The 13,033-nt window shown below is 35.6% G+C and carries 9 protein-coding genes; 6 read left to right on the top strand and 3 right to left on the bottom strand.

Translation table 11 applies throughout. The features are described 5' to 3' along the window. The first annotated feature begins 8 nt into the window (after positions 1-8). Both EKM00_RS12275 and EKM00_RS12270 read left to right on the top strand, forming a co-directional pair. Entirely contained in the window at positions 9-1,088 is a 1,080-nt protein-coding gene (locus tag EKM00_RS12275; RefSeq protein ID WP_126455910.1) for an HlyD family secretion protein, read from the top strand. Between the two features lie 65 nt (positions 1,089-1,153). Beyond that, positions 1,154-2,737, top strand: a complete 1,584-nt coding sequence (locus EKM00_RS12270) for an MDR family MFS transporter (RefSeq protein WP_126516397.1) — start codon at positions 1,154-1,156, stop codon at positions 2,735-2,737. Positions 2,738-2,760: 23 nt separating this feature from the next. Here the strand turns inward: EKM00_RS12270 and yaaA are convergent, their stop codons facing one another. Further along, entirely contained in the window at positions 2,761-3,519 is a 759-nt protein-coding gene (yaaA, locus tag EKM00_RS12265) for a peroxide stress protein YaaA (RefSeq protein WP_126516396.1), read from the bottom strand. 172 nt (positions 3,520-3,691) lie between these two features. On the opposite strand from yaaA, the gene EKM00_RS12260 reads away from it, so the two are divergent. Both EKM00_RS12260 and EKM00_RS12255 read left to right on the top strand, forming a co-directional pair. Beyond that, positions 3,692-4,219 carry a GNAT family N-acetyltransferase gene (locus EKM00_RS12260; RefSeq protein ID WP_126516395.1) on the top strand — a complete coding sequence of 176 codons (528 nt, stop codon included), beginning with the start codon at positions 3,692-3,694 and terminating at the stop codon, positions 4,217-4,219. A gap of 81 nt (positions 4,220-4,300) precedes the next feature. Beyond that, a complete protein-coding gene (locus EKM00_RS12255) occupies positions 4,301-5,539 on the top strand; it encodes an NAD(P)/FAD-dependent oxidoreductase (RefSeq protein WP_126516394.1) in 1,239 nt (412 codons plus the stop codon). Between the two features lie 119 nt (positions 5,540-5,658). On the opposite strand, the gene EKM00_RS12250 is transcribed toward EKM00_RS12255, so the two are convergent. Continuing rightward, complete coding sequence (locus EKM00_RS12250) at positions 5,659-7,191, bottom strand: SulP family inorganic anion transporter (RefSeq protein WP_126516393.1); 1,533 nt, start codon at positions 7,189-7,191, stop codon at positions 5,659-5,661. A 373-nt stretch (positions 7,192-7,564) separates the two neighbouring features. On the opposite strand from EKM00_RS12250, the gene EKM00_RS12245 reads away from it, so the two are divergent. Beyond that, complete coding sequence (locus EKM00_RS12245; protein ID WP_126516392.1) at positions 7,565-8,983, top strand: adenosine deaminase; 1,419 nt, start codon at positions 7,565-7,567, stop codon at positions 8,981-8,983. 90 nt (positions 8,984-9,073) lie between these two features. Here the strand turns inward: EKM00_RS12245 and EKM00_RS12240 are convergent, their stop codons facing one another. Then, positions 9,074-11,542 (bottom strand): zinc-dependent metalloprotease, encoded by a 2,469-nt coding sequence (locus tag EKM00_RS12240; RefSeq protein WP_126516391.1) that lies wholly within the window; start codon positions 11,540-11,542, stop codon positions 9,074-9,076. A gap of 346 nt (positions 11,543-11,888) precedes the next feature. Here EKM00_RS12240 and EKM00_RS12235 point away from each other — a divergent pair, with 346 nt between their 5' ends. Continuing rightward, positions 11,889-12,950, top strand: coding sequence for an alkaline phosphatase D family protein (locus EKM00_RS12235; RefSeq protein ID WP_126516390.1), 1,062 nt, complete (start codon positions 11,889-11,891; stop codon positions 12,948-12,950). Positions 12,951-13,033 lie beyond the last annotated feature (83 nt).

Below are 13,033 nucleotides of genomic sequence, written 5' to 3'. Positions count from 1 at the left end.
TACCTACCATGGAAAACAAAAAAACAAATACAAAATTTATCATTATCCTAGTGGCATTGGTAGTTTTAGGTGGGACGTACGGAACTTTTAAATACCTGCATTCACAATCTCACGAAGAAACTGATGATGCGCAAATTGAAAAAAACATGAACCCAATTATCCCAAGAGTTTCAGGATATGTGGATAAAGTGTACATCAAGGACAATGATTTTGTAAAGAAAGGCGATACGCTTTTTACCATTGACAAAAGGGATTACCAGTTAAAAATTGAAGAAGCACATGCTGCAATGATTGGCGCTGAAGGTAATTTTGAAGTTACTAAAGCTGATATAGGAAGTGCTTTAGCCAGTATTTCTGTTTCGGATGCCAATGTACGATCTGCAAGTGGTAATATCGAATCCGCAAAAATAAGATTGGGACGCATAACCAGTGATTACAATCGATATGATAATTTATACAAAAGCCATTCGATCACAAAACAACAATACGAACAGGCTTTAGCCGCCAAACTGGAAGCTGAAAGTCAAGTACGCGTGTTACAACAACAAGAAAGAGCCACTGCCTTTCAAAAATCAGTTATTATAGCTAAATCTAAAGTTTCAGGTAAACAGACAGAAGTGGCTGCAGCCAATATACAAAGAGCAAAAGCAATGCTTGATGCCGCAAAATTAAATTTAACCTACACTGCTATCACTGCTGCTATTGATGGTCAGGTATCAAAAATTGATATTCAGCCGGGACAACTCGTGCAACCAGGGCAATCCCTATTTTATATTATCAACAACAATGAAGCATGGGTAGTTGCTAATTTCAAAGAAACGCAACTCAACAAAATGGTTATTGGCCAAAAAGTAATCGTAAAAGTAGATGCGTATCCCGAATATGATTTCAAGGGAACCATTACTTCCTTTTCCCCAGCAACAGGATCCCGTTTCTCCTTGTTACCGCCAGATAATGCCACAGGAAATTTTGTAAAAACCATTCAAAGATTACCTGTTAAAATAAGTTTGATTTCAACAAATGACCCTGAAAAAATAAAATTACTGCGTCCGGGAATGAATGTAGATGTTGATGTACATTTAGATTAAAGCTGTTTTTTTGAATTAAAAACGGCACCTCTTTTAATAAAATGATAGTTTACACTTTAGTATAAATGGTACAAGCAGGAGAAGACGATTTAGTAGAATATGGCTACAGACGAGTTCTTATTACGATCACAGCAGTACTTTGTGCTTTACTTGAAATCGTAGATACCACTATCGTCAATGTGGCACTTACAAACATGAGAGGAAGTCTGGGTGCCACATTAAATGATGTTGCTTGGGTCATTACTGCTTATGCTATTGCAAACGTGATTGTAATCCCTATGACCAGCTGGCTTTCACAACAATTTGGAAGACGAAATTATTTTGTGACTTCCATTATCATTTTTACAGTAGCCTCTTTTTTGTGCGGCAATGCCAATAATATATGGGAACTTATTACGTTTAGATTTATTCAGGGTTTGGGAGGTGGTGCTTTATTAGTGACCGCACAAACCATTATAACGGAGAGTTATCCCATTGCAAAACGAGGTATGGCACAGGCTATTTATGGAATGGGAGTTATAGTGGGACCTACTTTGGGTCCGCCATTAGGGGGTTATATTGTTGACAATTTCTCTTGGCCTTATATTTTTTATATCAATATTCCCATTGGTATCATAGCTACTATTCTAGCGTTAACTTTTGTAAAAAGTCCTAAATATGGAGAAAAACTAAAAGCCAAACAGGTGGATTGGTTAGGAATTTTTCTGTTGACCGTATTTATTGGTTCTTTGCAATATGTTCTAGAACACGGACAACAAGATGACTGGTTCAACAATATAACAGTTATATTCTTGAGTACGGTATCCGTTTTTGGCTTAATATTATTCATTTGGAGAGAAATGACCTATAAACATCCTATTGTCAATTTGAGGGTTTTAAAAGATGGAAATCTAAGAATTGGTGTCATAATGTGTTTCATATTGGGCTTTGGTCTTTATGGTTCTACCTTAATAATTCCAATTTATACCCAAACAATTCTAGGCTGGACTGCTACAGACGCAGGATTATTGCTTATTCCGGGTTCAATCACCACCGCTATTATGATGCCTATTATTGGGAAATTAATTCAAAGAGGTGTTCCGCAAAGTTATATGGTGGGTCTTGGATTTTTGATTTTCTTTTTCTTTACGATGATGATGCACAACAGCTTGACTCCTAATACGGGTGTTGAGCATCTGTATTGGGGATTGATTTTAAGAGGAATAGGATTGGGACTGCTATTTGTACCCATAACTACACTGTCACTCTCCACCTTGAAAGGAAAGGATATTGGCGAAGGTGCAGCCTTTACAGGAATGATGCGCCAATTGGGAGGTTCATTTGGAATTGCAATTATCACCACCTTTATCACGAGATTTAGTCAGGAACACAGAGTAAATTTGATTTCAAATTTAGATGCCAGCAAGTTCGAAGTCCAACAACGCGTTATAATGTTGCAAAAAGGGTTTATGTCAAAAGGATTTAGTGCTAATGAATCGCTGAAAAAAGCCTATCAGGTTATTGATTATTCTGTCCTGAAACAAAGTACCGTTTTATCATATATGGATATTTTTCTGTATCTGGGAATTATGTTTCTGTGTTGTATTCCAATCATCTTTTTTATCAAAAGAGGAAAAAACAAAATCAATCCTGCTGATGCCATGCATTAATGAAGAGCCGATTAATAGCGTCTCTAACGGGTAAAAACCAAATGATTGCCCTCCGATAAATTTGCATCAAATTGATAGCTATCATAATTGAACCCTTTCAAATCTTCAATCGTTTGAGCATCCGTATCAATAATATAACGCACCATCATTCCCCTTGCTTTTTTGGCAAAAAAGCTGATGATCTTTAATTTTCCGTTTTTGTACTCTTTGAATTCTGGAGTGATCACAGGAACTTTCAACGCCTTGACATCAATTGCCAAAAAGTATTCCGTGCTTGCAAGATTGACAAACAATTCGTCTTCTTTGAGCTCTTTATTTAAAGCTTTTGTAACGATTGGTTTCCAAAATTCATACAGATTTTTGCTTTCGCCAATGGGTAATTTGGTGCCCATTTCCAATCTGTACGCCTGAATTAAATCCAATGGTTTCAGCAAGCCATACATACCGGATAGGATTCTTAAACGCTCTTGTAAAGCTTCTGTTCTTTTTTCTGGAATCGAATACGCATCTAATCCAATGTACACATCACCATCAAAAGTAAACACAGCCGGACGTGCATTTGAAGTGGTAAAAGGTGTTTTCCAATCTTGATTTCGTTTCCAGTTCAAATCTGCTAACTTATCTGAAATACTCATCAAAATTGATAAATCAGCAGGCTTCATCTCTTTTAAAACTTTGTGGACTTCTCGCGACTCTTTTAAAAACAAAGGTTGGGTGTGCAACTCCGTAGGTAGCTGTTTCTCTAAATTTAACGACTTGGCTGGCGATATTACAATTTTCATACACATTACTCTTTCGAGCGCTTTTTATTAATTCTCCCAAAAGTACTAATTGAAATCAAGAAATCAAGAGCCTTTAAACTAATTTGTTTAATAGTGTACTAGAGGATTTAGTTTAGCAACCTTTTTTTTGGTATTTTTGAGTTTAAAAAATAACACAAAAGAGTAGGCCAACATGAATCTAATTGAAATTAGAAAAGCTACAATCGCTGATCTTAAAGAACTACAAAAGATAAGTATCCAAACATTTACAGCGACTTATGCTGCTGTAAACACCCCTGAAAACATCACTAATTACATCGAAAAAAACTTCAATGCAGTACAATTAACAACTGAAATAAATAATCCCAATTCCCTTTTTTATATAGCCATTTCAAAATCAAATATCGTTGGATATTTAAAAATAAACATTGGTGATGCTCAAACGGAAAATATAAACAAAAATGCTTTAGAAATACATCGGATTTATGTTTTACAAACTTTTCATGGTAAAAACATTGGGCGACTGTTGCTGAACGAAGTGAAAAAGATTGCACAACGCACTGGCGTTGATTATATTTGGCTTGGTGTCTGGGAAGAAAATCACCGAGCCATTCGATTTTATACTAAAAATGAATTTGTTGTATTTGACAAACATATTTTTAGCTTAGGAAATGACGAACAAACTGATTTAATGATGCAATTTCAAATACAGCAACAATAATCAAAATTTAAATTGTAGTTTCTTTCAGTGACACTAAAACGCTTTTTGGCTTATTTTTGTGCCAAATATTATTAATAAGCTATGAAACAGGATGTAATTATTGTGGGAGCGGGATTGGCGGGATTATCCGCAGCAGTTCATTTGCACCGTCAGGGTCGAAAAGTACTTCTTCTGGAAGCCACTGATCGCGCGGGCGGAAGAATAAAAACGGATTCCCATGAGGGCTTTCTTTTAGACAGAGGTTTTCAAGTACTGTTAACGGCTTATCCAGAAACACAGTCATTACTTGATTACAAGGCTTTGAATTTAAAAAAAATGTTACCCGGAGCCACCGTGCTGTATGACGAAGGAAGTTTTGAAATTGCAGATCCATTCCGAAGACCGTCAGCGGCACTTGCCACTCTTTTTGCTCCCGTTGGCACTTTAAAAGATAAAATAAATACACTTTGGTTAAAAAATAAACTTCAAAAATTAACAATTGACGAAATTTTCGAACAACCAGAACAAGCTACCAGCAAACAATTGATTGATTATGGTTTTAGTCCAAAAATGATTCAACGTTTTTATGCGCCTTTCCTTTCTGGCATCTTTTTAGAAGACGAACTGCAAACTTCCAGCAGAATGTTCGATTTTGTGATGAAAATGTTTTCGGATGGTGATGTGGCCGTTCCTGAATTAGGAATGGAAGAAATCCCAAAACAATTAGTTGCCATGCTTCCAGAAGGCAATATTCAATGCCATACACATGTAACTGCTATTAATGAAAATACCGTAATTACGGCAGACGGAACCGTTATCGAAGCCAACCAAATCCTTTTGGCTACGACCGCAAACAAACTTACCCAAAAATTCTTTCCGAAACAAAAAATGACCTCGCGTCAGGTAACCAATATATATTTTGAAGCTAACGAGGCGCCTACTGACAAAGCGGTTGTAGTTTTAAATGCCTCTCCTAATAAAAAATGGGTGAATAATATGACTGTGGTCTCCAATGTTTCTAAAGCCTATGCGCCAGAAGGAAAAGTGCTTATATCCGTTTCCTACAATGGAATCCCACCTATTGACGATGCGACTTTGGCTGCAAACATGAAACAAGAGCTGAAACAATGGTATGGTGAAAAAGTAAGTTCGTGGAAAATTCTAAAGGCGTATCGCATTGACTATGCTTTGCCTAATCAGGCAAGTGTGCGAAATACGATTGCTGTTTCGGAAATAAAAATATCAGATACGCTGTTCATTTGTGGCGACAACTTACTCAATGGTTCTATCAATGCTGCTCTGAAAACAGGACGATTAGCTGCAGAGGCGATGAAAGTATAGCTTATTATAAAAATACGAAGTAAGATTATCGCTATATTTTTAACGATTGTAATTCGGATAAAGATATAAAATTAGCGAATCTGTGGCTATTCTTTTTTGAGTTGCTTCAAGTTGTAAAGCTAGTCAACAACAACTTTATAAGTAGGATCTTCCAAAATATTTACGTCAATTACGCTATCCGCGTTTTTTAATAACACTCTACAATCTTCGCTTAAATGTCGCAAATGAACCGTTTTATCGACTTTTGCATACCGCTCTGTAATTTTATTTACGGCATCAATAGCACTCATATCGGTAATTTTACTTTCTTTAAAATCAATAATGACTTCGTTTGGATCATTCAAAATATCAAATTTTTCCAAAAAAGCGGTTGTTGAAGCAAAAAATAAAGGCCCATAAATTTCGTAATGCTTCACTCCTTTATCATCTAGGTATTTTTTAGCCCTAATTCTTTTAGCGCTTTCCCAAGAGAAAACTAATGCAGAAATGATGACTCCAACTAAGACGGCTAAAGCTAAATTATGTAAGATTATTGTAATTAGTGCCACTAAAATACCAACAAAAATATCGTGCTTTGGCATTTTGTTGATGATTCTGAAACTCGCCCACTCAAATGTTCCAATTGCTACCATAATCATGACACCAACCAGAGCCGCCATAGGCAACTGTTCAATTATTGGAGCACCAAACAAAATAATTACAAGTATGGTTAGTGCAGCAATGATTCCCGATAATCGCGCTCTGGAACCCGCCGAAAGATTAACTAATGTTTGTGCAATCATAGGGCAACCGCCCATTCCAAAGAAAAAACCATTCAAAATATTAGCACTTCCTTGGGCGATACACTCTTTATTTCCTTTGCCTTTTGTTTCAGTTATTTCATCGACTAAATTCAAGGTCAATAATCCTTCTGTCAATCCCACAGAAGCCATGATTAATGCGTAAGGAAATATTATTTGTAACGTTTGCAGGTTAAGAGGAATATTAGGAATATGAAAAGGTGGAAAACCGCCACTTACGGAAGCAATATCCCGCACCGTTTTGGTCTCGATTCCAAAGAAAAAAACCAGTCCAAATACCACAATAATTGCCACTAATGAAGATGGAACTGCTTTTGTTAGTCTGGGTAGCAACACCACAATTGCTATTGTCAATGCAACTAACCCTGCCATAATAAAGAAAGATGTTCCAGAAAGCCATTCGCTTTTACCATTTACAAAGGTTTTGAATTGATCCAATTGCGACATAAAAATAATGACGGCTAATCCATTCACAAAACCAAACATAACGGGTTGTGGCACCAGTCGGATAAATTTTCCAAGTTTAAAAAGCCCTACTAAAATTTGTAAAATTCCGGCCAAAGCAACTGCTGCAAGAACATATTCTATTCCATTTGAATTCATTAAAGCTATTAGAACAATTACTGTTGCTCCTGCTCCTCCGGAAATCATTCCCGGTCTTCCTCCAAAAACGGCTGTAATCAATCCCGCAATAAAAGAAGCATATAAGCCCATCAACGGAGGAAAACCAGCTACAATAGCAAAAGATAATGATTCCGGAATCATAGTCATAGCCACGGTTAATCCTGCTAAAATTTCTGTTTTGTAATTGACTTGCCGTGAAAAATCAAATAAGTTAAATACTTTTTTCATGTGATAATGATAATAAGAATATTTGGGTACAATTTCATAATAAGAAGTTGTATCGACAAAAAATGTGGTAAAATGTTTTTAGAAAACTCTTTTGATTTAAAAACTATAAATTAAGGCGGAGTACCTTGAGAGATTATAAGATTATCGTATTTCATAAGAGTTGCAAAAATAAAACTTTTTAATTGTTTCACCAAACAGAAAGTGAAATTGCTTAAATTTGGCAAAATGTATATCTTTTTTTCAAAAACAAGGATTTAAATACCACATCAATAGATTCAATCGTAAAAAATATCCATTGCATTAAAAGCTTAAAAGCAAAAAACCATTTTTGGAAAAAGAACTAGTAAAATACTACCAATACAATTAAAAAATCATGAAATTACTCTATACTTTATTCTTCGCACTTTTTTTAAATAATAGTTACTCACAATCAACGAATGACTATTTTGAAAAGATTAGAAACAATGAAGCAAAATTAACTGCGTTTTTTTCGCAAATGCCAAAAGGCGGTGATTTGCATCATCATTTTTCAGGCTCCATTTACGCTGAATCCATATTGCAACGCGCTATTGCAGACAATTTTTATCTCAATATTGAAACGATGGATGTGTTAAAAGAAAAACCAGCAACGGGAAACTGGCAATTTTTTTCGACATTGAAAAATAACGGAACATTAGAAGCATACAAACAAAAAATTATGCAAAAGTGGTCTGTAAAAGACTATAATGATGTAGATTATCCATCCGACAAGTTGTTTTTCGAATCATTTATGAAGTTCGAACCGGCCATCAAAGGGAATTTTGGACAAGGATTATTGGAACTTAAAAACAGAGCTATTTCAGAAAATGTCAGTTATATTGAAACCCAATTGTCTACAATCCCAACCGATATGAATACCGATGATTTAACAAAATTCAATTCCAGATTACGAAAATCAGCAGTAGCAAAAGATGAAAACGCAGTTTTAAAATCATTGGATTCGGTGTACAATTCACTACTAAAAAAAGATGCGGAATCCTATGCTAAAGCCTTCAATACCAATTTTGTTGCTAAGCTGCACAAAGACCTTAAAATCGATGACAAACAATTTACAATGCGGTATCAAAATTTTGTATTACGATTTATGGAACCCGTAGATTTATTCAAAAATCTGGTAATCGCATTCATATCTGCAGATGAAAGTTCACTGATGGCAGGAGTTAACATTGTTTCTCCAGAAGATGGAGAAACCTCGATGAAGGATTATTGGTTACACATGCTAATGTTTAAATACTGTCATTCCCGTTATCCAAATGTAAAATATACAATGCACGCCGGCGAGTTGACGCTTGGTTTGGTACAACCAGAAGAGTTAACGTGGCATATTGGATCAGCCGTTTATACTGCAGGAGCCAACCGTATTGGGCACGGAGTAGATATGGCCTACGAGAAAGATTCGTATAATTTGCTGCGTTATATGGCAAAGAAAACCATTCCTATCGAAATCAATTTAGTAAGCAATGAGTTTATTTTGAAAGTAAAAGAAAGCCGTCATCCATTGACTTTATATAAAGAATTTGGCGTGCCAATCGTAATTAGTACGGATGATGCAGGGATTTTACGCACGAATATGACCGAACAATATGTCTTGTTAGCCAAAAGATACAAAGACGTTTCCTATAAAGATATAAAGCAATATGTGTACAACAGCATTCAGTACAGTTTCATCAAAGAGGCATCTGTAAAAAAACAATTGCTAAATGATTTAGAGTCCAGATTTAAGGCTTTCGAAGCTACATTTCCTTTGAAGTAAATCATTTTCATAGTATAAAATCTTTTTTTATAACACCAAAAAATCCGCTCGAAAGCGGATTTTTTTTGTAAAACAGAATCTAAGTTTTGATTATTTTGGATTTAAAATCAATTCAATTCTTTTAATCGCGTCTTCATAATGGTATCTTGTTTCTGCATTTACAACTCTGGTTTTAGCAACTGCTAAGATGGTTTTTAATACATTTAACTCGCCTCTCACCAATCCTCTCACATCGGACTGAGCCACATTATAATAGTCAGAAGAACGTCCGGATTTAATTTCTTCTTTCATCAGATAACTCATTCTTTCAATGTATGCGCGTTGCAAATTTCTTCTGTAAATAGTCACATTCGAAGCTAAATTGGCTTCTTTCCAAATTCCTTTACGCATATCACTCAATAGATCTAATGCTTTATAATTAGTAGTTCCCATTATTTCCGCATCCATCAATCGACCAATTCGTTCAAAACTCAACATAGCATTCAAATGTCTGGCTTGTAAATTTCGAAAACGTTCTGTGTAACCGGAGTAATCAATATTTTTCAATGTACTTACATTCACCAACCACGTTGGAGAAGTAAAAGCATTGGCTTGTAACCATTGCATGGCTTCTTGTTGTTTTGCTTTTGGTACAATTTCATAAATATTTCCGGTTTGGTTTGGCTTTTTGGTTGTTTCATAAACACCGCCCACATTCGTTACCACATGTCCCACATATCTACTCCAGACATCCAGCATTTCTTTGTATAATTCGTCTAAATCCTCATAGTTATTAGTCACATCACTCGTCCATTCTGATAAATGAGAAGCTACATATTGCAAGTTTTTAAGTCCGTATGAACTTGCTTTCATGGAATTATTTCCAATATCTTCCGTTTGTGAAGTTGGATCAAAACTACTACTTTGTTTCCCATATTTATAAACAGGGTTTCCTGCTTTTTCCATAATCCATTGGTCTAAAATAGGCACTTCTACTTCCGGAGAAGAGGCATTAGGAATGACTCTATAGCCCCAATTGGTAGCATAATGATCGTAAGGCCCCATCTGGCGTATGAAACGAATGTCTTTATCTCCAGGTTGAGCGATATAATTAAAACGGGCATAATCCATCAAACTCGCTGCAATTCCATTTTTTTGAGTAAAGGCACCGTCTCTGTAATTCTCAGTATCATACGCACAACTCGCTCCCATATTATGAGGAAAACCAAGCGCATGCCCTACTTCATGTGCAATAACCATGCGCATCATTTCACCCATTTCTTCGTCAGTGGTATTCAAGGTTCTTGCTGAAGGATTTGCTGCTCCGGTTTCTAACAAATAACGGTTTCTGTAGGAACGCAAATGATTGTGGTACCAAATTACGTCACTCTCGATAATTTCTCCCGTTCTGGGATCAGAAACACTTGGTCCAACCGCATTACGCGTCGTACTCGCTACATAACGAATCACAGAATACCGAATGTCTTCCGGGCTAAAATCAGGATCCTCGTCTTTAGTAGGCGCGTCTTTGGCAATAATTGCATTTTTAAAACCAGCAGTTTCAAAAGGCTTTTGCCAATCTTCAATTCCTTGTTTGATGTATTTGCGTAGTTTTTCAGGCGTGGCAGGATCTAAGTAGTACACAATAGGTTTGATGGGTTCTACCAGTTCACCTTTTGCGTAAGCGACAGGATCTTTTGGTTCCAATTTCCAACGGCGGATATAGGTTTTACTGTCGGATTTCAATTCATTACTTCCATAATCAATCTGGCTCATGGTAAACCAACCCACTCGCGGATCTGCTAATCTGGGTTGCATCGGCTTTTCCGGCAACAGAATCATCGATTGATTCATTTGGATACTAATTGTTTCTGCATCTTCCTGAACAGGCGGTTTAGATGCATTGTAAGTAAAATCCTGAACCACTTCAATATTCATAGGATAACTTTTCATCGTATTGATAAAACTACGGGATTCATCGAGACCTTTTACTTTATAGGTTTCTCTCATTTCACTAGATAAACCACTGATTGATTTAACGTCAGTGCTATAAAATTTAGTCACATCAATAACGGTATTTAACGAATCTTTACTAAATGCTACAATATCAAAAGCAAATAAAGTAGGTTCATAATTATTTGATTTTACTGAAATACTAATGGGTAAACTGTCATTGGCAACGGCACTAAATGATTTTAATTTGATCAGAATTTTGTCCTGAAAACGATGCCAGATAATTAATTGTTCATTGGTTTCGGAACCCGCATTTACATATCCGCCTCCTAAATTAGCCGGTAATTTAGCCAACCTACTTACCAAAAGCATGTCTTTATCCAAGTATTTATTCGGGATTTCGAAAAAATATTTTTTGTCCACTTTGTGTACCATAAACAAACCTTCGTCAGAAACGGCGTCTTTCGTAATCACCTTGCTGTATTCTTTGATGGTAGCTTCTGGTTTCTTTTCTGGAGGAGGGGCTACAGTGGTGTTTTTATCTTTTTTTCTTTTCGATTGTGCAAATTGGGTTGTAGGCACAAGCATTAATGCTGCGATTGAAGTTAAAATGAAAAATTTCTTCATTAATAGGTTTTTTATTAGTTAATCAATATCAAAAATAAATTTTAGCACTTGTAAATTACATATAATCTATTGGTTTAACTTTTAATTAACAGCCAACCAATCTGTTTTTAGGCAATATAGTAACAATACGTTTATAATGTGATTTTAGTTAGATCTTTTTTTTTTATTACATTTGAGAAGATTTTTTTTTATAATTAAGTTTAAAATTATTACTCAAACCTATATTTTTAATTGTCACCGTTTAAAAATACCTTCTAAAAGTCACCATGTGATTTGTAGAGAAGCATTAATTTTTTTGGACAACCAATCTCCTTTTAAATACAATTATAAAACAAAACAATAAAAAATGATTCAAAATAATCTCTTTAAAATACCCTTGTTTTTAGCAGCTTTAACATTGCTTTCCTCCAATGGTTACTCGCAAAAGAACCTTTCAAAAATTGCTTTTGGATCGTGTTCAAACCAAAGTAATTCCCTGTCTATTTTTGATGTCGTGGTAAAACACCAACCAGATTTATTTATATTTCTTGGAGATAATATTTACGGTGACACTGAAAATATGCACACACTGCAAGCAAAATACGAGCAATTGGCAGCTAAACCTACTTTTCAAAATTTGAAAAAAAATATGCCTATCATAGCTACTTGGGATGATCACGACTACGGCCAAAATGATGCAGGAAGGCATTATCCCAAAAAGAAAGAATCAAAAGAACTTTTTCTTAATTTTTTTGAAGAACCTATAGCTTCCGAAAGACGAAAACACGAGGGAATATATACCTCTTATTTGTATGAAACTAAAGGCAAAAAAGTACAGATTATCCTGTTAGACAACCGTACTTTCCGGGATGATTACAAGCTATATAATAACGAATTTAAGGATGACAAACGTTATTTTTACTCCTTGGACTATGCACCAGTACAAAACCCGGATTCCACATACCTAGGAGCCGAACAGTGGAAATGGTTAGAAACAGAACTACAAAAACCAGCTGATCTTCGCCTAATTGGTTCAGGATCCCAGTTTGGGATTGAGTACAACGGGTATGAAGGCTGGGCTAATTTTCCACTGGAGCAACAAAGATTATTAGATCTAATCAAGAAAACCAAAGCAAACGGTATTTTGTTTTTGACCGGAGACGTTCATTATGGTGAAATTTCTAAACTTACAGAACCCGAATTATATCCTATTTACGACTTTACCTCCAGCGGACTTTCCTCCACTTGGCACTTTGCGACACCCAACAAAAATAGAATTGAAGGCCCTATTATGGATAACCATTTTGGCTTATTGACAATTAGTTGGAAAAAGAAAATTCCTGAAATAAAAATGGAAATTTGGGATGTCAACAATAATCAACGTGCAGAATACACAATTGGGCTGGATGAAATTAGTTTTAGAAAATAAAGAAAGCCGCATGGCGAACACGTGGTATCTATAAACAAAAGAACCCCAGTCTTTTCAGACTGGGGTTCCAATAAAGAAAGGCG

Origin of the sequence: Flavobacterium sp. RSP15 (assembly GCF_003968755.1) — a bacterium.
GTDB lineage: Bacteria > Bacteroidota > Bacteroidia > Flavobacteriales > Flavobacteriaceae > Flavobacterium.
Note: the sequence above shows the minus strand (reverse complement) of the source record. Positions and strands in the feature narration are given on the sequence as shown.

What these genes read in the sequence shown, in the direction of transcription:
- EKM00_RS12275 (WP_126455910.1), top strand. Translation starts at nt 9, where the DNA reads ATGGAAAACAAAAAAACAAATACAAAATTTATCATTATCCTAGTGGCA.
- EKM00_RS12270 (WP_126516397.1), top strand. Translation starts at nt 1,154, where the DNA reads ATGGTACAAGCAGGAGAAGACGATTTAGTAGAATATGGCTACAGACGA.
- yaaA (WP_126516396.1), bottom strand. Translation starts at nt 3,519, where the DNA reads ATGAAAATTGTAATATCGCCAGCCAAGTCGTTAAATTTAGAGAAACAG.
- EKM00_RS12260 (WP_126516395.1), top strand. Translation starts at nt 3,692, where the DNA reads ATGAATCTAATTGAAATTAGAAAAGCTACAATCGCTGATCTTAAAGAA.
- EKM00_RS12255 (WP_126516394.1), top strand. Translation starts at nt 4,301, where the DNA reads ATGAAACAGGATGTAATTATTGTGGGAGCGGGATTGGCGGGATTATCC.
- EKM00_RS12250 (WP_126516393.1), bottom strand. Translation starts at nt 7,191, where the DNA reads ATGAAAAAAGTATTTAACTTATTTGATTTTTCACGGCAAGTCAATTAC.
- EKM00_RS12245 (WP_126516392.1), top strand. Translation starts at nt 7,565, where the DNA reads ATGAAATTACTCTATACTTTATTCTTCGCACTTTTTTTAAATAATAGT.
- EKM00_RS12240 (WP_126516391.1), bottom strand. Translation starts at nt 11,542, where the DNA reads ATGAAGAAATTTTTCATTTTAACTTCAATCGCAGCATTAATGCTTGTG.
- EKM00_RS12235 (WP_126516390.1), top strand. Translation starts at nt 11,889, where the DNA reads ATGATTCAAAATAATCTCTTTAAAATACCCTTGTTTTTAGCAGCTTTA.